This window comes from Pseudomonas sp. SIMBA_067 (assembly GCF_046534675.1).
Classification (GTDB): domain Bacteria; phylum Pseudomonadota; class Gammaproteobacteria; order Pseudomonadales; family Pseudomonadaceae; genus Aquipseudomonas; species Aquipseudomonas putida.
The window spans coordinates 1-26,715 of the sequence record NZ_JAWRYH010000003.1 but is presented as its reverse complement, the minus strand read 5'-3'; the positions used below and the strand labels follow the sequence as shown (position 1 = coordinate 26,715).

24 protein-coding genes are annotated in these 26,715 nt (G+C 62.7%); 12 read left to right on the top strand and 12 right to left on the bottom strand.

Annotated elements, in window-relative coordinates:
- Window positions 1–68: 68 nt before the first annotated feature.
- From SB765_RS08565 to SB765_RS08540, 6 genes are all read right to left on the bottom strand, one after another.
- Window positions 69–743 (bottom strand): COG3650 family protein, encoded by a 675-nt coding sequence (locus tag SB765_RS08565; RefSeq protein WP_341796592.1) that lies wholly within the window; start codon window positions 741–743, stop codon window positions 69–71.
- 218 nt (window positions 744–961) lie between these two features.
- Window positions 962–1,663 (bottom strand): ABC transporter ATP-binding protein, encoded by a 702-nt coding sequence (locus tag SB765_RS08560; RefSeq protein ID WP_016498257.1) that lies wholly within the window; start codon window positions 1,661–1,663, stop codon window positions 962–964.
- Window positions 1,664–2,431 carry a high-affinity branched-chain amino acid ABC transporter ATP-binding protein LivG gene (gene livG, locus SB765_RS08555; RefSeq protein ID WP_003254878.1) on the bottom strand — a complete coding sequence of 256 codons (768 nt, stop codon included), beginning with the start codon at window positions 2,429–2,431 and terminating at the stop codon, window positions 1,664–1,666.
- A complete protein-coding gene (locus SB765_RS08550) occupies window positions 2,428–3,684 on the bottom strand; it encodes a high-affinity branched-chain amino acid ABC transporter permease LivM (RefSeq protein WP_341796591.1) in 1,257 nt (418 codons plus the stop codon). Before SB765_RS08550 ends, livG begins: the two co-directional genes overlap by 4 nt.
- Complete coding sequence (gene livH / locus SB765_RS08545; protein ID WP_008097482.1) at window positions 3,681–4,604, bottom strand: high-affinity branched-chain amino acid ABC transporter permease LivH; 924 nt, start codon at window positions 4,602–4,604, stop codon at window positions 3,681–3,683. Before livH ends, SB765_RS08550 begins: the two co-directional genes overlap by 4 nt.
- 186 nt (window positions 4,605–4,790) lie before the next feature.
- Window positions 4,791–5,906 carry a branched-chain amino acid ABC transporter substrate-binding protein gene (locus tag SB765_RS08540; protein WP_341796590.1) on the bottom strand — a complete coding sequence of 372 codons (1,116 nt, stop codon included), beginning with the start codon at window positions 5,904–5,906 and terminating at the stop codon, window positions 4,791–4,793.
- 360 nt (window positions 5,907–6,266) lie between these two features.
- Here SB765_RS08540 and SB765_RS08535 point away from each other — a divergent pair, with 360 nt between their 5' ends.
- Both SB765_RS08535 and SB765_RS08530 read left to right on the top strand, forming a co-directional pair.
- Entirely contained in the window at window positions 6,267–6,578 is a 312-nt protein-coding gene (locus SB765_RS08535) for a DUF2288 domain-containing protein (RefSeq protein ID WP_063422167.1), read from the top strand.
- A 170-nt stretch (window positions 6,579–6,748) separates the two neighbouring features.
- Entirely contained in the window at window positions 6,749–7,636 is an 888-nt protein-coding gene (locus SB765_RS08530) for an NAD(P)-dependent oxidoreductase (RefSeq protein WP_341796589.1), read from the top strand.
- On the opposite strand, the gene SB765_RS08525 is transcribed toward SB765_RS08530, so the two are convergent.
- Together SB765_RS08525 and rapA are read right to left on the bottom strand one after the other, a co-directional pair.
- Window positions 7,536–9,800, bottom strand: a complete 2,265-nt coding sequence (locus tag SB765_RS08525) for a putative bifunctional diguanylate cyclase/phosphodiesterase (RefSeq protein WP_341798922.1) — start codon at window positions 9,798–9,800, stop codon at window positions 7,536–7,538. The two genes, SB765_RS08530 and SB765_RS08525, sit on opposite strands and share 101 nt — an antisense overlap.
- A 294-nt stretch (window positions 9,801–10,094) precedes the next feature.
- Window positions 10,095–12,941: an RNA polymerase-associated protein RapA gene (gene rapA / locus SB765_RS08520; RefSeq protein ID WP_341796588.1), complete on the bottom strand. Its 2,847-nt coding sequence runs from the start codon at window positions 12,939–12,941 to the stop codon at window positions 10,095–10,097.
- A 162-nt stretch (window positions 12,942–13,103) separates the two neighbouring features.
- Between rapA and SB765_RS08515 the strand changes: the two genes are divergently transcribed.
- The 7 genes from SB765_RS08515 to SB765_RS08485 all read left to right on the top strand — a co-directional run bounded on the left by SB765_RS08515 (window position 13,104) and on the right by SB765_RS08485 (window position 18,035).
- The gene (locus SB765_RS08515; RefSeq protein ID WP_049278000.1) at window positions 13,104–13,799 is read left to right on the top strand and encodes a M949_RS01915 family surface polysaccharide biosynthesis protein; all 696 of its coding nucleotides are present in this window, start codon (window positions 13,104–13,106) and stop codon (window positions 13,797–13,799) included.
- Between the two features lie 63 nt (window positions 13,800–13,862).
- Window positions 13,863–14,192 carry a hypothetical protein gene (locus tag SB765_RS08510; protein WP_016498265.1) on the top strand — a complete coding sequence of 110 codons (330 nt, stop codon included), beginning with the start codon at window positions 13,863–13,865 and terminating at the stop codon, window positions 14,190–14,192.
- A 67-nt stretch (window positions 14,193–14,259) separates the two neighbouring features.
- Complete coding sequence (locus SB765_RS08505; RefSeq protein ID WP_003254864.1) at window positions 14,260–14,421, top strand: hypothetical protein; 162 nt, start codon at window positions 14,260–14,262, stop codon at window positions 14,419–14,421.
- A gap of 134 nt (window positions 14,422–14,555) precedes the next feature.
- A complete protein-coding gene (gene ccoM / locus SB765_RS08500) occupies window positions 14,556–14,672 on the top strand; it encodes a cytochrome c oxidase subunit CcoM (RefSeq protein ID WP_003254862.1) in 117 nt (38 codons plus the stop codon).
- A 299-nt stretch (window positions 14,673–14,971) separates the two neighbouring features.
- A complete protein-coding gene (locus SB765_RS08495) occupies window positions 14,972–16,960 on the top strand; it encodes an FUSC family protein (protein WP_284365204.1) in 1,989 nt (662 codons plus the stop codon).
- Window positions 16,947–17,153: a DUF1656 domain-containing protein gene (locus SB765_RS08490; RefSeq protein ID WP_016498267.1), complete on the top strand. Its 207-nt coding sequence runs from the start codon at window positions 16,947–16,949 to the stop codon at window positions 17,151–17,153. Before SB765_RS08495 ends, SB765_RS08490 begins: the two co-directional genes overlap by 14 nt.
- 12 nt (window positions 17,154–17,165) lie before the next feature.
- A complete protein-coding gene (locus SB765_RS08485) occupies window positions 17,166–18,035 on the top strand; it encodes an HlyD family secretion protein (protein ID WP_016498268.1) in 870 nt (289 codons plus the stop codon).
- Window positions 18,036–18,177: 142 nt separating this feature from the next.
- Here SB765_RS08485 and SB765_RS08480 read toward each other — a convergent pair whose 3' ends face one another.
- Window positions 18,178–18,936 carry an SDR family NAD(P)-dependent oxidoreductase gene (locus tag SB765_RS08480; protein WP_341796587.1) on the bottom strand — a complete coding sequence of 253 codons (759 nt, stop codon included), beginning with the start codon at window positions 18,934–18,936 and terminating at the stop codon, window positions 18,178–18,180.
- 111 nt (window positions 18,937–19,047) lie between these two features.
- Here SB765_RS08480 and SB765_RS08475 point away from each other — a divergent pair, with 111 nt between their 5' ends.
- Window positions 19,048–19,965, top strand: a complete 918-nt coding sequence (locus SB765_RS08475) for a LysR family transcriptional regulator (RefSeq protein ID WP_410912656.1) — start codon at window positions 19,048–19,050, stop codon at window positions 19,963–19,965.
- Window positions 19,966–20,125: 160 nt separating this feature from the next.
- The gene (locus tag SB765_RS08470) at window positions 20,126–20,449 is read left to right on the top strand and encodes a DUF2025 family protein (protein WP_016498271.1); all 324 of its coding nucleotides are present in this window, start codon (window positions 20,126–20,128) and stop codon (window positions 20,447–20,449) included.
- A 100-nt stretch (window positions 20,450–20,549) separates the two neighbouring features.
- Here the strand turns inward: SB765_RS08470 and SB765_RS08465 are convergent, their stop codons facing one another.
- Both SB765_RS08465 and SB765_RS08460 read right to left on the bottom strand, forming a co-directional pair.
- A complete protein-coding gene (locus SB765_RS08465) occupies window positions 20,550–23,135 on the bottom strand; it encodes an EAL domain-containing protein (protein ID WP_410912654.1) in 2,586 nt (861 codons plus the stop codon).
- Window positions 23,136–23,185: 50 nt separating this feature from the next.
- Window positions 23,186–24,259, bottom strand: coding sequence for a diguanylate cyclase (locus SB765_RS08460; RefSeq protein ID WP_341798921.1), 1,074 nt, complete (start codon window positions 24,257–24,259; stop codon window positions 23,186–23,188).
- Between the two features lie 130 nt (window positions 24,260–24,389).
- On the opposite strand from SB765_RS08460, the gene SB765_RS08455 reads away from it, so the two are divergent.
- Entirely contained in the window at window positions 24,390–25,481 is a 1,092-nt protein-coding gene (locus SB765_RS08455) for an MBL fold metallo-hydrolase (protein WP_410931191.1), read from the top strand.
- 3 nt (window positions 25,482–25,484) lie between these two features.
- On the opposite strand, the gene SB765_RS08450 is transcribed toward SB765_RS08455, so the two are convergent.
- Window positions 25,485–26,381, bottom strand: a complete 897-nt coding sequence (locus tag SB765_RS08450; protein WP_341796583.1) for a formate/nitrite transporter family protein — start codon at window positions 26,379–26,381, stop codon at window positions 25,485–25,487.
- Window positions 26,382–26,715: the final 334 nt, after the last annotated feature.

Here is a 26,715-nt window from a genome sequence, read left to right as displayed (position 1 = left end):
GGCTTTACACAAACCGCCAAGTATAAGCTGTTCGCCGCCCCGACTGGCAGGATAAAAGTACCCGGTGATCAGTTGTCGCGCGCGCCGCCGTAGTAGCCGCAGCCCTGCAGGGTCTTGCCGTCGATGCGCAGCTCGGCACGCATGTGGTGGATGGCGCCCGTGGCGCTGTCTACGCAGCGCTGCGGCGCGACCCACAGTTCCACGTGCTGGCCGTTGGCTTCGCTGGTAAGGGTCAGGCCGCCGCCGGGTACTTCTTCTTCCAGAAACGGCAGGGGCAAAGGCTGCTGGCCCACGCGACTGAGCACCATGCCCTTGCCGCTGGCCTTGATGTCCCACTCGGGTTCATGACCATTGGCGCGCAGGGTCAGCTGCTTGAAGTTGGGGTCTTCGCAGGCGCGCGTGGAGGGTTCCAGGCGGTACAGGCGGCGCACTTCCAGCTGGCCGTCGTTGTTGGCCTGCTTGCTGCCGGTGAGGCGGCCACGGACGTCGGCGAACAGTTTGTCGTTGGCGTCTTTGGCGAGGTTGGCGGCCTCCTGCAGGATGCCGGTGGCGCCGACGTCGTTGATCACGAACGTGCGGTTTTCGCTGCACGGCTTGAACAGCAGCTGGCCACCGGCGGCACGCAGTTCGCCCTGCATGCGCGTGGTGCCGATATTCGGGTCGCTTGGCGCGTCAGCCATGAGCTGGCAGCCGGCGAACAGGGGCAGCAGGGCGGTGAGCAGCAGGGTGGGGGTGAGGCGCATCGGGCGAACTCCGGGAATCTTTGGCAAAGAGCTGGCCACGTTACTCAGGCCGGCGGTGGATCTCAAGTCAATGGTTACCAGTGCCGGCCTCTTCGCGGGCTCGCCCGCTCTCACAGGTACCGTGGGTTTTCTGTGGGAGCGTGCAAGACCGCGAAGAGGCCGGTACTGGCGAGACATTTCTGGCAGGCATGAAAAAGGGCCCGAAGGCCCTTTTCCGATCAACCCCCCAGGTACGCGTCGCGCACCTTAGGGTCGGTCAGCAGTGCTTCACCTGTCCCCTGCATCACCACCCGGCCGTTCTCCAGCACATAGGCGCGGTCAGCGACCTTGAGCGCCTGGTTGGCATTCTGCTCCACCAGGAACACGGTCACGCCATCGCGGCGCAGTTGCTCGATGATGTCGAAGATCTGCTGGATGATGATCGGCGCCAGGCCCAGCGAGGGCTCGTCGAGCAGCAACAGCTTGGGCTTGCTCATCAGCGCCCGGCCAATGGCGAGCATTTGCTGCTCGCCACCAGACATGGTGCCGCCACGCTGGATATAACGCTCCTTCAGGCGCGGGAACAGCTGCAACACCTTGTCCAGTTGCTCCTGATAGTCGCCCTTGTTGGTGAAGAAGCCACCCATCGCCAGGTTTTCCTCGACGGTCAGGCGGGCGAACACGCGGCGGCCTTCAGGCACCACGGCAATGCTCTTGCGCATGATGTGCGAGGACGGCTGGCCGACCAGTTCTTCACCCAGGTACTTGATGCTGCCACTGTGCGCCTGCGGCGAGCCGCACAGGGTCATCAGCAAGGTCGACTTGCCGGCGCCGTTGGCACCGATCAGGGTGACGATCTCGCCCTGGTTGATCTCCACGTTCACGCTGTGCAGCGCCTGGATCTTGCCGTAGAAGGTGGAAACGTTTTCGAACTTCAGCATTTACGCTTCCCCCAGGTAGGCTTTGATCACATCAGGGTTGTCGCGAATCTCTTCCGGCGTGCCGTGGGCCAGGGGGGTGCCCTGGTTGATCACCACGATATGGTCGGAGATGCTCATCACCAGCTTCATGTCGTGCTCGATCAGCAGCACGGTGACGTTGTGCGACTCACGCAGGTAGGCGATCAGTGCCTTGAGGTCTTCGGTTTCCTTCGGGTTCAGGCCCGCGGCCGGTTCGTCGAGCATGATGATGCGCGGCTGGGTCATCATGCAGCGGGCGATTTCCAGGCGGCGTTGCTGGCCGTAGGCCAGGGTGCCGGCGGTACGGTTGGCGAATTCGGTCAGGTTGACCTTCTCCAGCCAGTACTGCGCGCGTTCCATGGCCTCCTTCTCGCTGCGGCGGAAGCTCGGGGTCTTGAACAGGCCGGCGAAGAAGTTGGTGTTCAGGTGACGGTGCTGGGCGATCAGCAGGTTTTCCAGCGCGGTCATTTCCTTGAACAGGCGCACGTTCTGGAAGGTCCGCACCACGCCCTTGCGGGCGATCTGATGGCCGGCCAGGCCCTGGATCGGCTGGCCATCGAGCAGGATGGTGCCGCCGCTGGGCTTGTAGAAACCGGTCAGGCAGTTGAACACGGTGGTCTTGCCGGCGCCGTTCGGGCCGATCAGCGCCACCACCTGTTTTTCCTTGACGGTCAGGGCCACGCCGTTGACCGCCAACAAGCCGCCGAAGCGCATGCTCAGGCCGCTGACTTGCAGAATTTCACGGCTCATCGATGCAGCTCCATGTGTGGACGTTGCATAGGCAGCAAGCCTTGCGGACGCCAGATCATCATCAACACCATCAGCGCACCGAACATCAGCATCCGGTATTCGCTGAACTCACGCATCAGCTCGGGCAGCAGGATCATCACGATGGCCGCGAGGATCACGCCCAGTTGTGAGCCCATGCCGCCGAGCACGACGATGGCGAGGATGATCGCCGACTCGATGAAGGTGAACGACTCCGGTGTGACCAGCCCCTGGCGCGCAGCGAAGAAGCTGCCGGCGAAACCGGCGAAGCAGGCACCGAGGGTGAAGGCCGAGAGCTTGATGATGGTCGGGTTCAGGCCCAGCGCACGGCAGGCGATCTCGTCTTCACGCAGGGCTTCCCAAGCGCGGCCGATCGGCATGCGCAGCAGGCGGTTGATCACGAACAGCGCGAGCAGGGCCAGCAGCAGGGCTACCAGGTAGAGGAAGATGACCTTGTTGATCGAGTTGTATTCCAGCCCGAAGAACTCGTGGAAGGTCTGCATGCCCTCGGCGGCACGGCGTTCGAAGGTCAGGCCGAAGAACTCCGGCTTGGGGATGTTGCTGATGCCGTTGGGGCCGCCGGTCCAGTCGGTGAGGTTGCGCAGGAACAGGCGGATGATCTCGCCGAAGCCAAGGGTCACGATCGCCAGGTAGTCACCGCGCAGGCGCAGCACCGGGAAGCCAAGCAGGAAGCCGAAGGTGGCGGCCATCAGGCCGGCAATCGGCAGGCACACCCAGAAGCTCCAGCCCAGGTAGTGCGAGAGCATGGCGTAGCTGTAGGCGCCGACGGCATAGAAGCCGACGTAACCGAGGTCGAGCAGGCCCGCCAGGCCGACCACGATGTTCAGGCCCAGGCCCAGCAACACGTAGATCAGGATCAGCGTGGCGATGTCGACCGCACCGCGCGAGCCGAAGAACGGCCACACCAGTGCCGCAACGATCAGACCAATGATCACATAGCGCTGGGTCTTGGGCAGGGTCAGGTAGTTGCTGACGGCCGGCGGGATCAGCTTGCGATCCGAACGGCGGCCCATCACCGAACTCCACTGCTTGTCGAACAGCACGCGCAGGAACATCAATACCGAGCACACGGCGATGATGCTGATGGTGAACGAACCCTGGCTGTGCACGACCAGGCTGATGCCGTCGATGCTCAGTTTCAGGCCCAGCACCGGGAAGGCCACGGCCCAGACCAGCAAGGCGCTGAAGAACGCCTGTTTGAGATTTTTGCTCATACTTTTTCAACCTCCGGGCGGCCCAGGATGCCGGTCGGCCGGAATAGCAGGACAAGAACCAACAAGCCGAATGCCACCACGTCCTTGTACTGGTCGCCGAAGATGTCGGCGCCAAAGGCTTCGGCTACGCCCAGCACCAGCCCGCCGAGCATGGCGCCCGGAATGCTGCCGATGCCACCCAGCACCGCCGCGGTGAAGGCTTTGAGGCCCACCAGGAAACCGGCGTTGGGGTTGATCACCCCGTACTGCATGCTCAGCAGCACGGCCGCCACCGCCGCCAGGGCGGCACCGATGACGAAGGTGAGGGCGATGATGTTGTTGGTGTTGATGCCCAGCAGGTTGGCCATCTTGATGTCTTCGGCGCAGGCGCGGCAGGCGCGGCCCAGGCGGGAACGGGAGATGAACAGGGTGAGCAGGGTCATTGCCACGAGGGTGACCACGAACACCAGGATCTGCATGTAGCTGATCAGAACTTCCTCCGCACCGCCTGGCCCGAACGAGAAACTTCCGGGGATCAGGTTGGGGATGGACTTGTCCTTGGAGTCTTGCGACAGCAAGACGGTGTTCTGCAGGAAGATCGACATGCCGATGGCGGAAATCAGCGGGATCAGACGGTTGCTGTTGCGCAAGGGGCGGTAGGCAACCCGTTCGATACTGTAACCATAGGCACTGGTGACGAAGATCGTCGCGACGAAGGCAACGGTCATCAGGATCGGCAGCGAATGGATGCCCATCATGGCCAGGCCCGCCAGGGCGATGAAGGCCACGTAGGAACCGATCATGTACACCTCGCCGTGGGCGAAGTTGATCATGCCAATGATGCCGTACACCATCGTGTAGCCGATGGCGATCAAGGCATAGGTGCTGCCGATGGTCAATCCATTAACCAGTTGTTGGAAGAAATGGTAGATCTCAGGCATTACAGCGCTCCTAAAAACCTGATTTGCATTTCGCTGGCGGGGGTATGCCAGGAAACCGCGGGTGACGGTTTTAAGATTTTCAGGTGGGCCCGCCCCCGGATCGCGGGAGTCGGGCCCATGAACCTCGTAAAACAAAGCCCACTGCTCGCACAGTGGGCTTCTACGGTCAGCTATTTAGTCACGCAGTTACTGAGGGGAGACTTCGGTCTTCGGCTTGCCGAAGTGCCATTCGTATACCACGAACTTGAAGTCTTTCAGGTCGCCTTTGGCGTCGTACGACAGGTCGCCGGTCGGGGTCTTGAAGGTACCGGCGTGGATGGCTTCTGCCACCTTCTCGGCGTCTTCGGACTTGGCCGCTTTGATGCCTTCGGCGATCAGTTGGACAGCCGAGTAGGCAGGGAACACGAACGGGCCGCTCGGGTCTTTGCCGTCGGCCTTGATGGCGTCGACGATGGCCTTGTTTTTAGGGTCGGCGTCGAACGACTTCGGCAGGGTGACCAGCAGGCCTTCGGAGGCGTTCTGGGCGATCTGCGAGATCGAGTCGTTACCCACACCCTCTGGGCCCATGAACTTGGCTTTCAGGCCTTTTTCCTGTGCCTGGCGCAGGATCAGGCCCAGCTCTGGGTGGTAGCCGCCGTAGTAGACGAAGTCGACATTGTTCTGCTTGAGCTTCTGGATGATCGAGGAGAAGTCCTTGTCACCCGCGTTCAGGCCTTCGAACACGGCAACCTTGGTGCCTTTGCTTTCCAGGGTCTGCTTGACCGCGGTGGCGATGCCTTCACCGTACTGCTGCTTGTCGTGCAGCACCGCAACGACCTTCGGCTTGACGTGGTCGGCGATGTAGTTGCCGGCCGCTGGGCCCTGGGCGCTGTCCAGGCCAATGGTACGGAAGATCATTTTATAGCCACGCGCGGTGATTTCCGGGCTGGTGGCGGCGGGGGTGATCATGATCACGCCTTCGTCTTCATAGATGTCGGACGCAGGCTGGGTAGAGCTGGAGCACAGGTGGCCAATGACGAACTTGACACCGTCGTTGACCACTTTGTTGGCGACTGCCACGGCCTGTTTAGGGTCGCACGCGTCGTCGTATTCCTTGGCTTCAAGCATTTTGCCATCGACGCCGCCCTTGGCGTTGATGTCCTTGATGGCCTGTTTGGCGCCGATGAACTGCATGTCGCCGTACTGGGTCACAGGACCCGTCTTCGGACCGGCGATGCCGATCTTGATGGTATCGGCGGCAAACGAATGGCTGGCTACCCCGGCCAGTACCATTGCGGCGAACAGCTTGGAAATCTTGATCATAGTGCTCCACTCATTCTGTTGTAATTCTTATAGTCCTGGCGGCCAGGGCTACAGACCGGGCGGGATTTGCAGCGTGGCCATGCCAACGCGCAAGCCCACCTTCCCCCGGAACATGTCCCGGAACTGTACCGGTACAGTGTAGAGCGCTGTTTGAGCGCTTGGAAAGCCGTCAAAAAGTGCCTGTTTCCTGGGTTGTCGCGTGCTCGACAGAAAGATACAAAAAGGCGCCATCAAATGGCCTGTATCTGCGACCCCGCCCCACAAGTTCGGGGTCAATCGACCAAATTACATATTTGTACCTGGGTTTTTCTGCAAAAATGCCGACCTTTTTTATTGGCCGATTTTTGCGGATACACGCCCATGACTGATCAAACAAGCACCCTCTATGCCAAATTGCTTGGCGAGACGGCAATCATCGAGTGGAAAGCCCTGGAGCGTTTCTGGGCCAAGGGTGACCTGATTTGGGTCGACCCCAGCCTCGACCTGATCACCGTTGCCGAGGCAATGGCCGAGAATCGCAGCGAGATCTTCGCCAAGTGGCGTAGTGATGGCACTGTTGGGCCGGTATCGGCCGAGCAGGCACTGGACCTGCAAAGCCGCGATCCAGAGATCTGGGCCGTGGTGGTTTCGCCGTTCATCGTGATTCAGGCGAAGCGCCCGACTGAAGCATGATCTTTTTTGGTGCGCAAAAATGCGCAGCAGCCCCGTTTTGGTGCTTGAAGGCGTTCAAGGCGGGTAGAGGTAAGTAACAATTCGGCGTGGCGGTAACAGTTTACGGGATGCGTAATGTGTCCACCGTTCCGGCCAGCCTGGAAAACAATTCGAATAGCCAGGAGTCATTGATGAGCACTGCACTACCTTCGCTTGGATTCGCCGGCATTGGCCTGATGGGCCTGCCCATGTGCCGACGCCTGCTGGCGGCGGGGTACCCGCTGACCGTGTGGAACCGCAGCCCGGACAAGTGTGCTGCGCTGGTCGCTGCCGGCGCGCGCCTGGCCAGCAGCCCCGCCGAATTGTGCCAGGGCAGCGACATGGTACTGCTGTGCCTGGCCGACACGGCCGTGGTCCGCGAGGTGGTGTTCGGCGAGCACGGCATTGCTCACGGTGGGCGCAGTGGCCAGTTGCTGATCGATTTCTCCAGCCTGGAGCCCACCGCCACCCGTGATATGGCCGCCGAACTCGCGGTACTGTGCGGCATGGCCTGGCTGGATGCCCCGGTGTCTGGCGGCACACCCGGTGCCGAGGCCGGTACCTTGGCGATCATGGTTGGCGGTGAAGCGGCCGACCTAGAGCGAGCACGCCCAGTGCTGCACGTGCTTGGTCAGCGCGTGACGCACATGGGGGCTGTGGGGGCCGGGCAGGTGACCAAGGCCTGCAACCAGATGATCGTGGCGTGCAATGCGCTGGTAATCGCCGAAGTGGTGGCGCTGGCCGAGCAGTCCGGGGTGGACGCGACGCTGATCGCCGAAGCACTGGCGGGTGGCTTTGCCGATTCCAAACCACTGCAGATCCTCGCGCCGCAAATGGCCGAAAGCCGCTTCGAGCCAATCAAGTGGCACGTGCGCACGCTGCTCAAAGACCTCGACGGCGCAGTCAAGTTTTCCCGTGAGCAGGGTTCGGCGACGCCGCTCAGTGGCCTCGCCGCGCAGCTGATGCGCCTGCACGGTAGCCAGGGTTACCTGCAAAAAGATCCGGCGACCCTTGTAGAACTGTACCGCAACAAGGGCTGACTCCCTCGCTTTGGCGCTGCAGCCGCTCAAGTAGCGGCCGCAGATCGGCCAACGGTACCGGGCGGCCCAGCAGGTAGCCCTGCAGGTAGTCGCAGCCATGGGCTTCAAGGAATGCCTGCTGTTCGACGGTTTCTACGCCTTCGCTGACAACCTGCAGGTGCAGGGTATGCGCCATGACGATGATCGCCTGGACGATCTCGCGGTCCTTCTGGCTGCCCGGCACATCCTGCAGGAAGGTGCGGTCAATCTTCAGCACGTCCAGCGGCAGGCGCTTGAGGTAGGCCAGTGACGAGTAGCCGGTACCGAAGTCGTCGATCGACAGCGCCACGCCAAGGGCACGCACGCGCTTGAGCAGGTTGACGGTACGCTGGATATCGCCCATCAGGGCGTTTTCGGTCACTTCCAGCTCCAGGTTCCGGGGCGCGAGCCCGGCGTGGAACAGCGCCTTCTCCACTTCGTTGGGCAGTTCATCGTGGCTGAGGGTTACGGCTGAGCAATTCACCGTCACCTTGATGTCGCCATAACCGTGGCGCTGCAGGTGCGCCAGGTCGGCGCAGGCGTGGCGCATCACCCACAGGTCAAGGTCGATGATCAGGCCGTTGGCTTCGGCAATGCCGATGAAGCGATCGGGCGCCAGCAGGCCGTGCTGGGGGTGATGCCAGCGCACCAGGGCTTCGAGCTTGGCCACCTGCCCGCTGTGCATGTCGAAGATAGGTTGGTAATGCACGCACAGGCCACGCTCTTCGAGCAGGGCCAGGCGCAGCTCTTCTTCCAGTTGCAGGGCAAAGGAGGCCTGGGTTTTCAGGTTGTGGTTGAAAAAGTGCAGGCTGTTGCGCCCGCTATCCTTGGACTGGTAAAGGGCGAGGTCGGCATGCTTGAGCAGTTCTTCGGCGCTGTTGCCATCGTCGGGGAAAATGCTGATGCCAATGCTGGTGGTCATGACCATGCGCCGCCCACCCAGGTCGATGGGCTCTTTCATCCGTTGCATGATGCGCTGTGCCAGGTGGCGGGCTTCGTCGCAGCTGTTGAGGCTGGTGACCACGCAGAACTCGTCGCCTCCCAGGCGTGCAACCAGGTCCTGATTGCGGGTGGCGGCCTTGATGTGGTTGGCGATCACCTTGAGCAGTTCGTCGCCAGCGTCGTGGCCAAGGCTGTCGTTGATGCGCTTGAAGTGGTCGATGTCGAGGAACATCACTGCCAGGCGGTTTTCCGTGGCCTGGTGATCGGCCAGGCGCTCGGCGAACACCTGGTTGAAGCCACGGCGGTTTACCAGATTGGTCAGGGCGTCGTAGTGCGCGGCCTGCTGCAGCGAGGCGCGGGCCTGGTCCAGTTGGCTGAGCAGTATGCTGACCCGGCGCAGGTCGTGCTCCTTGCTCTGCAGCTTCTTGTCGGCCAGTGCGGCGCTGATGCTGGCGCCACTGATAAGCAGGGTGATGAAGCCGATGCCCAGCCCCAGTTGCAGGCTGTTGTCACCAGAGGGCAGGCGCAGTGCGGTATCGGCCGGGATCACCAGGGTCATGGCCGACATGGCGGTAAAGTGGGTGGCGACGATACCACCGGCCATCAGCAGGCTGGCGCCGTACTTCATGGCCTGGTGCAGCGTGCCGCTGCCATTGCGCAAGTACCGGGCCAGGCACAACGCTGCCAGGCTGGTGAGCAGGGCAAGGGCAGCAGAGACCAGCAACAGGCCAGTCTGGTAGTACTGCTGGGCGCCGGTTTGCATCGCAGCCATGCCCACAAAGTGCATGAGGATGATGCCCAGGCCGATCAGTACTGCGCTCAGCAGGAAGTGATGCGCGCGCATCTGGCTGCGGTCGAGGCTGTGCATGGTCACCCAGGCGACGCCCAGGGCGATGAGCAGCGAAAGAATGGTAAGGGAAACGTCGTAGTGCACCTCCACCGGCGCCTGGAAGGCCAGCATGCTGATGAAGTGCATGGCCCAGATGCCACCGGCCAGGCAGCAGGCGCCAAGCATGTGCCATTGTCGGTGGGCAGTGGGGTCTTCGCTGTGGGAGTGGCGCTCGGCCATGTCGAGGGTCGCGAAGCAAGCCGCGCTGGCAACGAAGTAGGCAAGCAGCACCAGGAACGGTTCATGGCGGCAATCGATAACGATGCGCCCGGTTGCCGGAAGGTCGGCGAACAGTTGCAGCCCCAGCCATTCCATTGAGTGCCCCATGATCGAGTTTTCACTCGTCTGCTCTACAACCCTGTGCAGACTGTCCAGAGGCAGTATAGGAAGAGGTGTTTAAGCCTTCCTGAATAATGGCATATTGATTTCTACGATTTGGTTATCAACCCAATCGCCATCAGGCATAAAGAGGGGCATATACGTGTAGGAGCAGCCTTGTGCTGCGAAGAGGCCGTAAGCCTCACAATAATGTTGTGGGGCATACGGCCTCTTCGCAGCACAAGGCTGCTCCTACAAAATGGTGGTCAGGCCACCAGCGGGCGTGTCAGATCAGCCAGCCACCAGCACGCGAATGGCCTCCAGGCGCAAGGCGGCCTTGTCCAGCATCGCCAGGCCGTCTTCACGCTGCTTGCGCAGGGCGTCGATTTCGCTGTCGCGCACGCTTGGGTTGACCGCTTGCAGTGCCACCAGGCGGGCGAGCTCTTCGTCGGCCTCGGCTGCCAGACGGCGCTGGGCTTCGGCTACGCGCTCGACGTGGGTCGGCATGATCTTCTCTTCACCGCCACTGATGCGCTTGGCGAGCACGTCCCGCTGGGCCTGGACGAACTTGTTGGCGCTGGCACGCGGCACGCTTTCGAGCTGCTCGTTGAGGGTTTCGAAAGCCACGCGGGAGGCCAGGTCGTTGCCGTTGGCGTCGAGCAGGCAGCGCAGTGCCGCCGGCGGCAGGTAGCGGCCCAGCTGCAGGCTGCGTGGTGCCACCACCTCGCTGACGAACAGCAATTCGAGCAGGACGGTGCCCGGCTTGAGTGCCTTGTTCTTGATCAGTGCCACGGCGGTGTTGCCCATAGAGCCGGACAGCACCAGGTCCATGCCGCCCTGCACCATAGGGTGCTCCCAGGTGAGGAACTGCATGTCCTCGCGCGACAGCGCCTGGGCACGGTCGTAGGTGATGGTCACGCCTTCGTCGTCGCCCAGCGGGAAGCTGGCATCGAGCATCTTTTCGCTCGGCTTGAGGATCAGGGCGTTCTCGGAATGGTCTTCGCTGTCGATGCCGAAGGCGTCGAACAGGGTTTCCATGTAGATCGGCAGGGCAAACTGGTCGTCCTGTTCGAGAATGGCCTCGACCAGCGCCTGGCCTTCGCCGGCACCGCCGGAGTTGAGCTCCAGCAGGCGGTCGCGGCCAGTGTGCAGTTCGGCTTCCAGGCGCTCGCGCTCGCTGCGGGCGTCGTTCACCAGGGAATCCCAGGCCTTGCTCTCGCCACCTTCAAGCAGCGACAGCAGGCGTGGGCCGAACTGGTGCTGAAGGGCGTTGCCGGTGGGGCAGGTGTTGAGGAAGGCGTTAAGGCCTTCGTGGTACCACTGGAACAGGCGCTCTTGCGGGCTGCCCAGCAAGTACGGGATGTGCAACTGGATGGTGTGCTTCTGGCCGATCCGGTCAAGGCGGCCGATGCGCTGTTCGAGCAGGTCCGGGTGTGCTGGCAGGTCGAACATCACCAGGTGATGGGCGAACTGGAAGTTGCGGCCTTCGCTGCCGATCTCGGAGCAGATCAGCACTTGCGCACCGAATTCTTCGTCGGCGAAGTAGGCGGCGGCGCGGTCGCGCTCGAGGATGTTCATGCCTTCATGGAACACCGAGGCCGGGATGCCGGAGCGCACGCGCAGGGCGTCTTCCAGGTCCATGGCGGTTTCGGCGTGCGCGCAGATGACCAGTACCTTGGTGCGCTTGAGCATCTTCAGGGTGTCGATCAGCCAGTCGACGCGCGGGTCGAAACGCCACCAACGCTCGTCGTCAGCCACATCACCCTGGGCCTGGAAGGCGACTTCCGGGTACAGCTCGGCGTGCTCGCCGGCTGGCAGGTCGCGGTACTGCTCGGGTGTGGCCAGCGGGTAAGGGTGCAACTGGCGCTCGGGGAAGCCCTGGATCGCCGCACGGGTGTTACGGAACAGGACGCGGCCGGTGCCGTGGCGGTCCAGCAGCTCGCGGATCAGGCGTGCGCTGGCCTGGCTGTCGCCGTCGCTGACTGCAGCCAACAGGGCTTCGCCTTCGGCACCCAGGAAACCCTGGATGGTGGCGTGGGCCTTGGGCGACAGGCGGCCTTCATCGAGTAGCTCCTGCACGGCTTCAGCCACCGGGCGATAGTGCTCGCTCTCGGCGCGGAAGGCGGCCAGGTCGTGGAAGCGGTTGGGGTCGAGCAGGCGCAGGCGGGCGAAGTGGCTGTCCTGGCCAAGCTGCTCGGGGGTGGCGGTGAGCAGCAGCACGCCCGGAATCACCTGGGCCAGTTGCTCGACCAGGCCGTATTCGGCGCTGACTTGGTCTTCGTGCCAGACCAGGTGGTGGGCCTCGTCGACGACCATCATGTCCCAGCCAGCGGCAAACAATGCGTCCTGGGCCTTTTCGTCGTCGACCAGCCATTCCAGTGCAACCAGCGCCAGCTGGGCATCCTCGAACGGGTTGCTGGCGTCGCTTTCGATAAAGCGCTCGGCATCGAACAGGGCCACTTGCAGGTTGAAGCGGCGGCGCATTTCCACCAGCCACTGGTGCTGGAGGTTTTCCGGTACCAGGATCAGCACGCGGCTGGCGCGGCCCGAGAGCAGCTGGCGATGGATCACCAGGCCGGCCTCGATGGTTTTACCCAGGCCCACTTCGTCGGCCAGCAGTACCCGCGGGGCGCTGCGGTCGGCGACTTCGCGAGCGATGTGCAGCTGGTGGGCGATCGGTTGCGCGCGGCAGCCACCCAGGCCCCACAGCGCCGACTGCATCTGCTTGCTGGTGTGCTGCAGGGTGTTGTAGCGCAGGCTGAACCACGACAGGGGGTCGATCTGCCCTGCAAACAGCCGGTCACTTGCCAGGCGGAACTGGATGAAGTTCGACAGCTGGGTTTCTGGCAGGGTACGCGGCTGGTTCTGACCGTCCAGGCCGTGGTAGACCATCAGCCCGTCGATGTCGTCGACTTCGCGCACGGTCAGCTTCCAGCCCTCGAAGTGGGTGATCTGGTCACCTGGCGAGAAGCGCACGCGGGTCAGCGGCGCGTTGCGCAGGGAATACTGGCGTGTGTCGCCAGTGGCCGGGTAGAGCACGGTCAACAGGCGGCCATCCTGCGCCAGGATGGTACCCAGGCCGAGCTCTGCTTCGCTGTCGCTGATCCAGCGTTGCCCCGGTTGATACTGCTGCGCCATACTGCCTGAACTCCCGCGATGAAAAAGCCGATTATGTTAACGGATCGGCCGGTCAGACCAAAGTGCGAACGCACCGAAAGGTGCCGATCGACAACAGGAAGTTAGTCAGTCTAGCCGTTTCATCGTCCTGCACCGTGCAGCTGACGAGGGCCTCGGATCAACATGTCTGCCAAGCACCGCTGGATCAGCGCTTCCATGGCCGTGGGCAGCCTGTTGCTGCTGGCCGCCTGCGAGCAGAAAAACTTTGAGACCTTGCCGGCCATCCCGATGGAGCAACTTGAGGTCCTGGGCGTGCAGACGCCGATCAAGAGCGTGCACTTTCGTGACCGCGACGGTGAAGGCCTGTTGGTATTGAGCCGCAGCGATGGCCAGGCCAGCGACCCGGAAAGCGAGCAGGAAGTGGACAAGGTGGTACTCAAGGCCACCCTGTACGGGCGCACTGCCGAAAGCGATGCATTCAAGGCGCGCTGGCAGATCGAGCAGGAAACCACCTGCCCGGGGCTGGACCTGGACGTGGACTTCTATACCGACGTCAGTGATGTCAGCGACCTGAACAAGGATGATGTGGCCGAGGTTACGGTGGCCAGCCATGCCTTCTGTGGCGGCGGCATCGACCCGCACGATATCGCTATCGAGATGCGCGAAGGGCAGGCCAGCTACACCATCACCGGCCAGTCACTGATCAGCCCGGCGGGTGAGGAGCCGATCGGCGGTGACCGGGATGACAGTGCCTCGCTCAAAGCCGCGCCGCAGGTGCTGCGCGACCACATGGATGCGGTCTGGCAGCAGGTTTACAAGCGGCCCTGGAGCGAAGCCAGCCCGCCAAGCGACGATGATCCTGACGACGAAGCCGAGTAATTGTTGTCCATGACATCAAGGTAAACCCGCGCCTGCCGATACAGGGGGCATAGGAGAACGTCCATGCTGCCGCCAATCATCCCGCTCAGCGCTGCCCCGGTGACCTCGCAACTGGACCCGGTCAAGCCGACCCCCGACATCAAGCCGGTGGTGCCGGCGCAGCCTACGTCCAGCGAAAGTGGCATCGACCTCAAGCACCAGCGCGACCCGCAGGAGCAGGTGCTGTTGCTGCGCGAGGAGCAGCGGCGCCAGCAGCAACGTCGCAAGCAGGGCGACCAGGATCGCTACAGTGCCGTGCCAGGTGACGAGGTCAACGCTGACAACACCGTGCCGGTCGCCCCGTTGATGGGCGAGCACGTACGCCAGGGGCTGCTGGTGGATATCGAAGTCTGACGCGGGGCTGGTCAGCGCCTGCGCCTGGCTTCATCATGCAAGCCTCAGTTGATCGTCGAGCCCGCCCATGAGCCAAGACAACCTCATCGATTTTGATGCCGAACGCGCCAAGCGCGTCCACGACCTCAAGGAAAAGCGCCTGAACGAAATGCGCAACGCGTTCGAGCAGGCCCTGCCGTTGAGCACCAGCAAGAAAAAGAAGCCCAAGGGCAAACCGAAGAAGCGCTGAAACTTGACGCAGGTCAACCCTGCACCCGCCTCGCGTGCCCGGCCCCGGGCACCATTGACCCCGATCAATTTTCTCCCCCCTCACATTGGTTAACGTTCACCCATCGGACAACGGCAGACGAATGGGAGGCCAGCATGTTCTTCGACAACGTGGTTATCGCTGGTGTGGTAACGGTCGGGTTGATGGTCGCTTTCTTTGCCGGTCTGGGCATTTTCATCTGGAAGGACTCGAACAAGCGCAAGCCGCGCTGACCTTTCGGGTACACGAGCACGCAAGGCATTTAGGGCGACTTCGGTCGCCCATTTTTTTGCCTGGGATTTAAGTGTTGCCTGTGCCGGCACTTTCGCAGCACAAGGCTGCTCCTACAGGTTGAGCGTGATGCCTGGCTCTACGGGATCTCTGTAGGAGCAGCCTGGTGCTGCGAAAGGGCCGGCACAGGCTTACCGATGTTCCAATAAAGATGATTAGCTAGCTAATTAATCGTTTCCGCATTATCCTCCTCATCATTGTCTATCTTTCCAGTACGACCATCCCCCGCAAGGTCCGCCTAGTGCCCATCACTCTTCAGGCCCTGTTCGCCCCCACCAGCCTCGCCCTCAAGTTCGCCATCAAGACCTTGCTCGGTGGCGGCCTGGCGTTGTGGCTGGCGATGCGCTGGGGCCTGGAGCAGCCGTCCTGGGCACTGATGACCGCCTTCATCGTCGCCCAGCCACTGTCAGGGATGGTGGTGCAGAAAGGCCTGGCACGGCTGGCCGGTACCTTGGTCGGCACGGTCATGTCAGTGGTGTTCATCGGCCTGTTTGCCCAGACCCCTGGCTTGTTCCTCATTACCCTGGCGCTGTGGTTGGCGCTGTGCACTGCTGCCTCGACCCAACTGCGCAGCGCCTGGGCCTATGCCTTTGTATTGGCTGGCTACACCGCGGCGATTATTGCCTTGCCGGCCATCGACCACCCGTTGCAGGTGTTCGACCAGGCCGTGGCACGGTGTACCGAGATCTGCCTGGGCATTTTTTGCGCCACCGCCACCAGTGCCTTGCTCTGGCCAATGCGGGTGGAGCAGCAATTGGGCGGGCAGGCGCGGCAGGCCTGGCAGAACGGCCTGCAGGCTGCCAGTGCCATGCTGGGCGGCGAGGACGAGGCGCGCAAAGGCTTGCTGGAGAGCCTGGGGCGTATCGTTGCCATCGACAGCCAGCGTGAACATGCCTGGTTCGAAGGCAACCGCGGGCGCCAGCGAGCTCGCGCCATTCGTGGTCTCAGCCAGAAGCTGATGGTGCTGTTGCGCATCTCGCGCTCGGTGCGCCGGCAGTGGCGGCAACTCGATGAGCGTGAGGCAGCACACCTGGCACACTGGCTGGAAGAGGTGCGCGCGCTTCTGGCCAAACCCGACCAGCCCAGCCTGTTGCTGCTGCGCCAGCGCATCTGGGATGCCGCCCATGATGAGCAGATCAGTTCGACGGAGCACTACTGCCTGGCGCGCATGGCCTTGCTACTGGATTACGCCATGGCCGCCAGCCTGGCGCTGGAGGATGTGGAGGCGGGCAGGGCGCCCAAGGATGTATCCCAAGGCCTGGCCGTGCACCGCGACTGGTCGCTGGCCTTGCTGTTCGGCTCACGCAGCGCACTGGCTTTTCTGGTGATGAGCGGCTTCTGGCTGGCGACAGCGTGGCCTTCGGCGCCGGGAGGCCTGGTGTTGACTTGCGTGGTCTGCAGCCTGTTCGCCAGCCGCGAGAACGGCGCGCAGATTGGCCTGAGCTTCCTGCGCGGGATCTTCCTGGCGATACCTGCGGCGTTTCTGGTGGGGCAGATCCTGCTGCCGCAATGGAGCAGCTTCGCCATGCTTTGCCTGGGCATGGGCGTGCCGCTGTTTCTCGGCGCATTGGGCATGGCCCACCCACGCACCGGGGCCACCGCCACTTCCTATTGCCTGCACTTCATCGTGCTGGTATCCCCGCTCAACGCCATGCAGTTTGGTGTGGCGACCATGCTCAACAGTGCGTTGGCGATGCTGGTAGGGGTGTCGGCAGCGGTGATGGCCTTCCGGTTACTGGTATTCCGCCACCCGGCCTGGCTGGGCCGGCGCCTGCGTGCCGCCACCCAGAGCGACTTGGTGCGCCTGACCAGGCGCGACCTGCGCGGCGCCGACAGCTGGTTTGGCGGGCGCATGGCCGACCGCCTGATGCAACTGGCGCGGCATGCTGGCGAGCTGCCCGAAAACGAGCGCAAGCGCTGGGATGACGGCCTGCACGGGCTGGATATCGGCGATGAACTGGTGCACCTGCGCATGTGCCTGGCGGTTGCCCAGGCCCCCTTGGGGCGGGCCGAGCGCGAGTACTTGCAGCAGGTGGAGGCGGTATTGGCCAAAGGGCCGGCCGCCGGGCGTGGGCAGCGCCTGGACGCCGCCAGTGAACAATTCATTGCCGCCTTGCGTCGGCTGCCTGCGAGTGACCCGCTGCGGCTGGCCGAAGGGGCTGTGCTGCAGTTGCAGAAAAGCTGGGGCAAGTGGTGCCGTTGGCAGGAGGAAGCCCATGGGGTTGCGTGAATGGGAAGTGGGCGGCGTGCTGCTCAGCCCGTTTCTGCTTTATGTGTTGCTGGCGCTGGTGATAACCGGCGTGTTGCGCCTGGTGGTGCAGGCGACGCCGTTGGGGCGCTGGATCTGGCATGAAGCGTTGTTCGATGCAGCGCTGTTCGTTTGTGTGTTGTTCCTGGTGGTGAGGCTGCTGGGAGCTTTATAAAGGAGTGTTTCGATGCGTGCGGCCGTACGTACCCTGGTGACGCTGTGTGTGGTGGCTCTGGCCGTGTGGGCCGGCTACCAGCTGTGGCAGTACTACATGCTTACGCCCTGGACCCGCGACGCCCGTGTGCGCGCCGATGTGGTGGTGATCGCCCCTGACGTGTCCGGCTGGGTACGTGAGCTCAAGGCCCGTGATAACCAGCAGGTCAAGGCTGGCGACCTGTTGATGAGCATCGACCGCGAGCGCTTCCAGGCGGCCTTCGACCAGGCCAGTGCGGTGACTGAGACCCGCGCGCAGCAACTGCGCTTGCGCGAGCGCGAGGCAGCCCGGCGTACCGCCCTGGGGCCAGAAGCGATCAGTGCCGAACTGCGTGAAAATGCCCAGATCAATGCAGCCATTGCGCGTGGCGAACTGCATGAAGCCGAAGCGCAGTTGCAGGTTGCCAAGATCAACCTGGCGCGCAGTGAAGTGCGGGCGCCACGCAGCGGGCATATCACCAACCTGCGTCTGGCCGAGGGTAACTATGTGAACACCGGGCAATCGGTAATGGCCCTGGTGGATGATTCAACCTTCTATATCCAGGCCTACTTCGAGGAAACCAAGCTGCCGCGTATTCGCGTGGGAGACACGGTGAAAGTCTGGCTGATGGGTGCGGGCGAGCCGATGCAGGGGCATGTGGAGAGCATCAGCCGCGGCATCACCGACCGCAACAGCAACCCGGACAGCCAGTTGCTGCCGGAGGTAGAGCCAACCTTCAACTGGGTGCGGCTGGCCCAACGCATACCCGTAAGGATTCGCCTGGACCAGGTACCGGAAGGGGTGACCCTGAGTGCAGGCATGACCGCGAGCGTGCAGGTGCATGAAGACCGGGGCGAGCAGTGATGGTGCTGCCTTGCTAACTTGTAGCAGCCTTGTGCTGCGAAGCGGCCAGTACAGGCAATGTAGTTGTGTTGGCCATGCCGGCCTCTTCGCAGCGCAAGGCTGCTCCTGCAGGTACGGCGCATCGCCTGGCGTGCCGTGAGCCTCAGAGGAACATGCCGCCCGACACTTCCAGCCGTTGCCCGGTAATCCAGCCATTGCCGTCTTCCAGCAACAGCGCAATCGCTGCGCCGATATCATCCGGCAAGCCCACGCGGCCCAGCGCCGTATTGCCGGCAATGTACTCATTCACCTGCTGGTTATCCCGCACCACGCCGCCACCAAAATCGGTCTCGATCGCCCCCGGCGCCAGAATGTTCACCCGGATGCCACGCGCGCCCAGTTCCTTGGCCTGGTAGCGGGTCAGCACCTCCATGGCGCCCTTCATCGCGGCATAGGCGGCATACCCCGGCAGTGCAAAGCGCGCCAGGCCGGTGGAAATGTTGACGATGCGGCCATTGTCGACCAACAGCGGCAGCAGGCGCTGAGTGAGGAAGAACGGCCCTTTCAGCTGAATATTCAGTAACTGGTCGAACTGCGCCTCGCTGGTTTCGATGTACGGCACGTTCAGGCCGATCCCGGCATTGTTAACCAGAAAGTCAAAACGCTCGCGGCCAAAGTGCTGCTGCAGCGTGCTGCCCAGGCGCTCGGCGAAGCTGGCAAAACTGCTGCTGTCGCTGACGTCCAGTTGCAGCATGGCCGCCTTGACCCCGGCCTGTTCCAGTCGGGCAACGACGGCCTGGGCTTCGTCCGCCTTGCTGTGGTAAGTGCCGATCACATCGATACCGCGTGCGGCCAGGTGTTCGGCGGCATTACGGCCAAGGCCGCGGCTGGCGCCAGTGATCAGGGCAATTTTGCGAGTCATGGTGAAAACCTCAGGGTGGGTGGATGAGGTCAGATTATTGGTCGGCGCGAGGCTGTTAAATCCTGTAAAAATGGAAATACTGTTCGCCAGAACCGGATAGTCGATGCCCGAATGAACAAGCTTGAATTGTTGCGCACCTTCGTGCGGGTCAGTGAAGTCCGCAGCTTCACCCTGGCTGCCGAGAGCCTGGGGCTGCCACGCTCGACCGTGTCAGAGCAGGTAAAGGCGCTGGAACGCTTGCTGGGTACGCAGTTGTTCAACCGTACTACCCGCCGGGTACAGGCGACCCAGGATGGCGCCTTGCTGTACGAGCGCAGCAAAGACCTGCTGTCAGGCATGGACGAGATCGAGAGCCTGTTCAGGGCCGACGATGCCGAGCTGGCCGGGCGCCTGCGCATCGACCTGCCGACCATGATGGCCCGGCGGGTCATCATCCCGGCGTTGCCGCAGTTTCTGCAGCGCTTTCCGCGGCTGGAGGTGGAGCTCAGTTGTACTGACCGCCAGGTGGATCTGCTGCGCGAAGGGTTCGACTGCGTGATGCGCATAGGTACCCTGCATGACCTGGATGTTGTGGCACGGCCGGTCGGGCAATTGAGCATGCGCAACTGTGCCAGCCCCGCGTACCTGGCCCGCTACGGGGTACCGCAGACGCCGCAGGAACTGGCCGGGCACCAGCTGGTGCATTACGTGCGCAACCTGGGTGCACGCAGCGCCGGGTTCGAGTACCTGCAAGGGGATGAGCTGCACTATCAGGCCATGGCGGGTGTGGTCACGGTCAACAACGCCGAGGCGTACTCGGCGGCTTGCCTGGCCGGGCTGGGGCTGATTCAGGTACCGGCGGTGGGGGTTGCCGAGCACCTGCAGCGGGGCGAGCTGGTTTCACTGCTGGAAGACTGGCAGGCCCCGGCCATGCCGGTGTCGCTGTTGTATGCCCGGCAACGGCACGTTCCGCGCCGGGTTCAGGCGTTCATGCAGTGGCTGGCGTCGGTGCTGGCGTCGCAGGTCGACCCAGCGCCAAGTGAACGCTGAACAGGGTGCCGGGCGCAGGTGCAGACGTGCGGGGCAAGCACGAAAAACCTTGGCGAACGGCCTGGCACTTGCGTTAGGCTCCAGTTTGCGAGTTGCCCGGTAGAGGCGACCGATCTCCGCCAGGCGTGCGTATCTTCCGATATCATTGCGAGGTTACGTCATGGCCATCACTTCCCAGGACATCTGCAATGCCGCCGACCAGCTCAAGGGCTTTGTCGGTTTTCATGGCAAGCGCGGCGTTCATATCGTGCGTTTTTCCGAGGACTCGTTCGGCATGGATGTGGCCGACGACAGCATTACCCCCTGCAGCGAGTTTGTCTGGCGTGCCGAGCAAGGGCAGCGCATGGCGCTGTGCCGTGAGCGGCTGGCGCTGCTGCTGGAGCAGCATGTGGATGACCGCTTGAATATTGCTGAGCCACTGCGCGCCTACCTGCGCCGCCGGGATCTGCCAGAGATCGTGGCCGAACGCAGCATGCAGCAATAAACCCGGCCCTTGTAGGAGCAGCCTTGTGCTGCGAAGAGGCCGGTGAAGCCACCATCAACTGTGCAGCTTGTACCGGCCTCTTCGCAGCACAAGGCTGCTCCTACAAGGGCTGTGCAGTGCTTTGAGAGGGGGGCTGCAGCAGCGCTGCCAGCCCGGCACTGTCCAGCGGCCGGCTCAGGTAAAAGCCCTGCACTTCGTGGCAGTGGTCCTTTTCCAGCGCGCTGAGTTGCTGTTCGCTCTCTACTCCCTCGGCAGTTACCGTCAACCCCATCGCCTCACCCAGGTTGATGATGGCCTGCACCACGGCGCGGTCGCTGCCGCCGTTGCTGTTCAGGCCACTGATGAAGCGCTTGTCGATCTTGATGCTGTCGAACGGGTAGGTACGCAGGTAGCCCAGCGATGAGTAGCCGGTGCCGAAGTCGTCCATGTTCAGGCGTACGCCCAGTTCCTTGAGTGACAGCATGGTGCCCAGCGCGCCCTCGATGTCGTTGAGCATCACGTTTTCGGTAATTTCCAGCTCCAGGCGCTGGGCCGGGAAGCTGGTGTCCAGCAGGATCTCGCGCACGTCGGCGACCACATCGCTACGCAGGAACTGCGCAGGCGACAGGTTCACCGAAACCAGAATGTCGGCGGGCCAGTCGTGGGCAGTGCGGCAGGCTTCGCGCAGCACCCAGCGGCCCAGCGCGACGATGATGTCGCTCTGCTCGGCCAGCGGGATGAAGGTATCCGGCCCCAGCAACCCTTCCTGTGGGTGCTGCCAGCGCAGCAAGGCTTCGACCGCGACGATGCGCAGGTCGCTGAGGCGGTAGCGTGGCTGGTAGTGCAGCACGAACTCCTGGTTGCGCAGGGCCCGGCGCAAGTCGTTTTCCAATTGGCGGCGGTACTGGATCTGCTGGTTCATTTCAGCGGCAAAGTAGCGCCAGGTATTCTTGCCATCGGCCTTGGCCTGGTACAGGGCGATGTCGGCGCAGCGGATCAGCTCGCCGGCATCGAAGCCTTGGGTGCGGGTCTGCGCGACACCGATACTGACCCCGACGTGCAGCGGTTGGCTGTCAAAGCTGATGGGTTGCTGCAGCAGGCCGATCAGCCGTGCGCAGAAGCGGTCCACTTCGCTGCGGTTGTCCATGCCGCTGAGCACCACAATGAACTCATCGCCGCCCAGGCGTGCGACCAGGTCGCCATCGCGGGTAGTGTCGCGCAGGCGCGTCGCCACTTCCTGCAGCACCGCATCCCCGGCGCCATGGCCGAGGGAGTCGTTGATCGGTTTGAAGTTGTCCAGATCCAGCAGCAGCAAGGTCAGTGGCGGCGATTCATTGCCGCGCAGCAGGGCCTGCTCCAGGTGCCTGGCTAGCTTGTTGCGGTTCGCCAGGCCGGTGAGTGGGTCGTGTAGCGACAGGTGCTGGATGCGGGCATGGGCGTCGACCTCGTCGGTGATGTCACTGGCGGTGCCACGAAAACCGATGGGTTTGTCGTCATGCCAGATCGCGCGGGCCGAAATCCTGCAGTAGCGGTTCTGGCCATTCTGGTCGCGGTAAGTACAGCGCAGGTTGGCCAACTGTTGCGGGTCTGCGTTGGCGAGGGCGTCCAGCCAAGGTGAGAGCGGCGTGGTATCGCAGGCCAGCAACTGGTTGAGCGGGTGACCCAGCCAGTCGTCCACCGGGTAGCCGGTGACATTGGCAAAGCGCTGCGACAGGTACGTCAGGCGTTGTTGCCGGTCGGTTTCCCAGATCCAGTCGGATGCCGACTCGGCCACCGCGCGAAACCGCTGCTCGCTGGCCTCCAGGGCCTGGTTGCTCTGCTGCAAGTGTGAAAGCGTCAGGCCGATTGCCCGCGAGCTGCGCAAGGTGAGGCGGAACAGGTACAGCATGATCAGGCCGAGTATCAGCAGCGCGCCCAGCAGGGCTGGCATTACCGCCCACAGCAATTGGTGACCAGGCAGCGGGCTGCTCCAGGACAGGTGATAGCCGGTGTCACCCAGGTCGATACGTAGGTGGTCATGCTGCTGCATGTCTTCCTTTTCCACATGCATGCCGGCCAGGCCGGCACCTTTGCCCAGCTGCGCCAGTTTTTCTTCGGTAAGCTGGTCGACGAACAGCATCACTGGCGCCTGGCTTACCTCGCTGTCGGTGACGTCGCGGTCCGGGCGTACGGCTGCGGCACTGAGTACGGCCGGCCAGCCATTGAACAGCACGAAACGGGTGATCTGCTCGCGGGGAATGGCCGCCGCCCGGGCCAGGTCGATGATCGGCTGCAACGGCGCATCTATATAGGTGTTGGCGCCTGCCTGGCTGGGTTGTCCTTTGAACAAGGCATAGATGGTGCGGTCGTTTTCCACCACGAACACCCCTTCGTAGCCGCTGGCGCTGTACAGCGACTCGCCTATGTTCTTTTCCTCGTAGGCCCACTTCCAGTCGGCATTCCCCGCCAGGTGCTCGAAGGCGGCATCCCATACGGCATAGCTGGACAGAAACTGGCGTGAGGCCAGCAGCCGTTGCTCCAGCGCCTGGGTCGCATGAAAGGCGCTACGCTGGCGCTCCTGCTGGTCAAGCGTGGTCGCGATATTGAACAGCGCTCCGAGGGTGACCAGGCAGGCCAGCCCGAAAACAGCGCTGAAACCGGCGATCAGGTGGCGTACCTGAAAGCGCGGCGTGGGGCTTGCGGGTGGAAGGTTGGCGGTCCTGGCCATGCGCGAGCGGCTCCTTCAAGCAGCCCCCACCGGGCAATCAGGCAGGAGGTTCAATCAGGATAGGCCAGCCTAAGCGTCGCAGCCTCGCCGCGGGCAAAATTGACTTGGTCACGGCCTGCGTGCTTGGCGGTGTAAAGCGCCTTGTCCGCCTGTTCCAGCCAGTGTTCCGGGGACTCGAGGCTAGCCTCGAATGCTGACAGGCCGATGCTGAGGCTGATACGCAGGTGCGGCAACTGCGGGTTACGGTAGTTGGCGACCCGTTCGCGCAGGCGCTCCATGGCGAGGCAGGCCTGAGCTTCGCTGGTGTCCGGCAGGATGACGCAGAACTCGTCGCCGCCGTAGCGCCCGGCCTGGTCGCCATCGCGCAGGTTGCGCCGTAGCTCGGCACTGAGCTGGCGCAGTACACAATCGCCGACCACGTGGCCGAAGGTGTCGTTGATGGTCTTGAAATGGTCGATGTCGATCAGGGCAATGACCGCGCCTCCTTGTTGCTGTTTACAGGCCTGGAACTTCAGCAGCAGCAGGTCTTTCCAGGCGCCATGGTTGAGCAGCCCGGTCAGGCTGTCTGTGAGGGTCAGGGCGCTCAGCCGGCGCTTGTGGTCGGCCAGCTTGATCGCCAGTTGATAGCACACCCAGCCCAGGGCCAGCGGGTACAGCGTCAGCATCGGCAGGCAGGCATAAACCTGCAGGGGCGTGGCGTTCAGCTGCAAGCCGGGGCCGAGCACCAGAACGGCAACTAGCATGCCGGCCAGCTGGGCCACTGCCCCGCGCACGACCAGCCGCTTGCCGCCGGCAGATACGTTGTTCATGGTCATCATCGACAGCACGGTCACGCTGGGCAACGGGTTGAAGTGCATGGCGGCGGTCCAGAACCCGCCCATCAGTGAATCGAGCAGCAAATTGCGCTGTTCCGCCTGGTAAGGGGTTACCGAGCGGGTAGCCCAACAGTAGGCCACGTGCGGCCACAGCAGCCCGTTGAACAGCAGCAGGCCCCATAGCCAGGCAGGCGGCGTCAGCGGAGCCATGCCGGCCATGACGCTGAGCAGACCGATGCCCATGCCGATAACGCGCGGCAGGTAGATGCGCTTGACGAATGAAAGGCCTTTGCCGCTGCGATTGTCCATCATGGTCATTGTTCTTCTGCCGGGGTGCCGTTTATCGCATAACTCACGTGAATATTGTTGAACACAGTTTCATCGGCGAAAAATGACCTTACAAGCCAATTCACGGTTGATGCGATCACTGTGGGGTAACATGAAGGCTTTCCTGTTGCTTGGAGTGCTGCTGATGGTTCCTTTGGCCAACCACGCTGGCGAGCCGGCACCCCAGCAGGATGGGCGTTTCCATAACCAGGCGGTGCGGCCGCAGGATAGCGTGCTGAAAAAGCTGCGCATCGGGCTCAAGTACCTGTTCCTGCGCAAGCCCCCGCAAACCCGGCCAGCCATGCCAATCAGCCTCCAGCCCATGACCCGCCAGCAGGTGCTCGATGCCCCGGACCACAGCTTATGGCGCTTGGGGCATTCCACGGTATTGCTGAAATTGCGCGGGCGCTTCTTCATCACCGACCCTGTGTTCGCCGAGCGCGCCTCGCCCGTGCAGTGGGCGGGCCCCTTGCGCTTCCATGCGCCGCCGCTGGCATTGGACCAGTTGCCACCGCTGGCTGCGGTAGTGCTGTCGCACGATCACTTCGACCACCTCGACGAGCAGGCGATTCGCCAGCTGGCGCCGCACACCGGGGTGTTTCTGGCGCCACTGGGGGTGGGCGACCTGCTGATGCGCTGGGGGGTGGCCCCGGCGAAAGTCCGGCAGCTGGATTGGTGGCAGGAAAGCGTGGTGGAAGGCGTGCGCTTCGTCGCTACCCCGGCACAGCACTTTTCCGGGCGCGGGTTGCTGGACAGCAATCGGACGTTGTGGGCGTCCTGGGTGATTGTCGATGAGGATGTGCGGGTGTTCTTCAGTGGCGATACCGGGTACTTCGACGGTTTCAAGCAGATAGGTGAACGTTTCGGGCCGTTCGACCTGACCATGATCGAAACCGGCGCCTACAACGTCGCCTGGCCCGATGTGCACATGCAGCCGGAGCAGAGCTTGCAGGCCCACCTGGATTTGCGCGGGCGCTGGATGCTGCCGATTCACAATGGCACTTTCGACCTGTCTACCCACGGCTGGCAGGAGCCCTTCGAACGCATACTGACGCTGGCCAATCAGGCTCAGGTGCGCCTGAGTACGCCGCAGATGGGCGAGCGGGTCAGCCTTGGCTCACCGCATGCCGGGCAGAACTGGTGGAAGCCGCGGCCTGTGCGCCAGCGGGGCCAGGCGAACGAGCGCACAATGGCGGCACGCTGAGCTTCAATGTTTGTCGTCCCTGCTGCGCGAGGGCCGGTCCTGGTCGTCTTTCAATAGTTGCGAGGGCGGCTTGCCGCTGTCACTGCGTACCTGAGCATGGCTGATCAGGCCGAAGATAAAGCTGCCGCCAATGATATTGCCCGCCAGGGTCGGCAAGGCGAATTCCAGCCAGAAGCTGCGCCAGGTCTCATCGCCGGCCCAGACCAGATAAGACACTTCGACCGAGCCCACTACTATATGAGTGAAGTCGCCAAGGGCCATCAGGTAGGTGATCATCATGATGATCCAGATTTTGGCGTGCTCCATGGATGGGATCATCCAGACCATGGTGGCGATCATCCAGCCCGAGACGATGCCCTTGGCGAACATCTGGCTGACGTCGTTCTTCATGACCTTGCGGCCAATCTCCAAAAAGGCTACATCCGTCTTGCTGTCGAAGATCGGCAGCTCCAGCATGACCCAGGCCACCAGCAGGGTGCCGGCCAGGTTGCCGAGCAGTACCACGCCCCACAGGCGCAACAGGCGACCGAAGTTGGCCAGGGTAGGGGCGGTCATGACTGGCAGCACGGCGGTGAGGGTGTTTTCGGTAAACAGTTGCTGGCGTGCCAGGATAACGGCGAGAAAGCCTGCGCTGTAGCCAATGCTGGCAATCACCTGGGCACTGTCGCCGTCCGGCAGGCGGGCGTAGAACAGCCCCATGGCCATCAGCGATAGGCCCATGGACAAGCCGGCGGCCAGTGCCGACCACCACAGCGCGGCGAGCGTACGCTCCAGCTCCTGGTCGCCCTGGGAACGAATCATCTCGTGCAGCACTGCCGCCCGCGGCGGCTGGTTGTGGCTGACTTCCTGCTCTTCATCTGCAGACAGGCCCGGGGTTTTCTCGCTTTGCCCATCGCTCATGGCCGCTACGCTCCGTGGGGGTGTTTCATTACAGATCCGCTGCGCTTCCATTAGTTGCCAGGAGGCAGCGAAACACCTTTGAAAAGTTTTTTAGATCAAGGTGTTGACTCTAATTTCAAAGCGCGTATTATTCGCCACCTCGCAGCGACAAACGCTTCGGGGCAAGCGGTAAGTGTTTGAAGTTGTTAGCTTTCGAAAGGAAGCGGTTGTAAAAAACTTCGAAATAAACGCTTGACAGCAAGTGAGGAAAGCGTAGGATGCGCGCCTCGGTTGAGACGAAAAGCTCTTAACCAAACGCTCTTTAACAAATTGAATCAAGCAATTCGTGTGGGTG

Coding starts and splice junctions, on each gene's coding strand:
- SB765_RS08565 (WP_341796592.1), bottom strand. CDS start 743: ATGCGCCTCACCCCCACCCTGCTGCTCACCGCCCTGCTGCCCCTGTTC.
- SB765_RS08560 (WP_016498257.1), bottom strand. CDS start 1,663: ATGCTGAAGTTCGAAAACGTTTCCACCTTCTACGGCAAGATCCAGGCG.
- livG (WP_003254878.1), bottom strand. CDS start 2,431: ATGAGCCGTGAAATTCTGCAAGTCAGCGGCCTGAGCATGCGCTTCGGC.
- SB765_RS08550 (WP_341796591.1), bottom strand. CDS start 3,684: ATGAGCAAAAATCTCAAACAGGCGTTCTTCAGCGCCTTGCTGGTCTGG.
- livH (WP_008097482.1), bottom strand. CDS start 4,604: ATGCCTGAGATCTACCATTTCTTCCAACAACTGGTTAATGGATTGACC.
- SB765_RS08540 (WP_341796590.1), bottom strand. CDS start 5,906: ATGATCAAGATTTCCAAGCTGTTCGCCGCAATGGTACTGGCCGGGGTA.
- SB765_RS08535 (WP_063422167.1), top strand. CDS start 6,267: ATGACTGATCAAACAAGCACCCTCTATGCCAAATTGCTTGGCGAGACG.
- SB765_RS08530 (WP_341796589.1), top strand. CDS start 6,749: ATGAGCACTGCACTACCTTCGCTTGGATTCGCCGGCATTGGCCTGATG.
- SB765_RS08525 (WP_341798922.1), bottom strand. CDS start 9,800: ATGGAATGGCTGGGGCTGCAACTGTTCGCCGACCTTCCGGCAACCGGG.
- rapA (WP_341796588.1), bottom strand. CDS start 12,941: ATGGCGCAGCAGTATCAACCGGGGCAACGCTGGATCAGCGACAGCGAA.
- SB765_RS08515 (WP_049278000.1), top strand. CDS start 13,104: ATGTCTGCCAAGCACCGCTGGATCAGCGCTTCCATGGCCGTGGGCAGC.
- SB765_RS08510 (WP_016498265.1), top strand. CDS start 13,863: ATGCTGCCGCCAATCATCCCGCTCAGCGCTGCCCCGGTGACCTCGCAA.
- SB765_RS08505 (WP_003254864.1), top strand. CDS start 14,260: ATGAGCCAAGACAACCTCATCGATTTTGATGCCGAACGCGCCAAGCGC.
- ccoM (WP_003254862.1), top strand. CDS start 14,556: ATGTTCTTCGACAACGTGGTTATCGCTGGTGTGGTAACGGTCGGGTTG.
- SB765_RS08490 (WP_016498267.1), top strand. CDS start 16,947: ATGGGGTTGCGTGAATGGGAAGTGGGCGGCGTGCTGCTCAGCCCGTTT.
- SB765_RS08485 (WP_016498268.1), top strand. CDS start 17,166: ATGCGTGCGGCCGTACGTACCCTGGTGACGCTGTGTGTGGTGGCTCTG.
- SB765_RS08480 (WP_341796587.1), bottom strand. CDS start 18,936: ATGACTCGCAAAATTGCCCTGATCACTGGCGCCAGCCGCGGCCTTGGC.
- SB765_RS08475 (WP_410912656.1), top strand. CDS start 19,048: ATGAACAAGCTTGAATTGTTGCGCACCTTCGTGCGGGTCAGTGAAGTC.
- SB765_RS08470 (WP_016498271.1), top strand. CDS start 20,126: ATGGCCATCACTTCCCAGGACATCTGCAATGCCGCCGACCAGCTCAAG.
- SB765_RS08465 (WP_410912654.1), bottom strand. CDS start 23,135: ATGGCCAGGACCGCCAACCTTCCACCCGCAAGCCCCACGCCGCGCTTT.
- SB765_RS08460 (WP_341798921.1), bottom strand. CDS start 24,259: ATGGACAATCGCAGCGGCAAAGGCCTTTCATTCGTCAAGCGCATCTAC.
- SB765_RS08455 (WP_410931191.1), top strand. CDS start 24,390: ATGAAGGCTTTCCTGTTGCTTGGAGTGCTGCTGATGGTTCCTTTGGCC.
- SB765_RS08450 (WP_341796583.1), bottom strand. CDS start 26,381: ATGAGCGATGGGCAAAGCGAGAAAACCCCGGGCCTGTCTGCAGATGAA.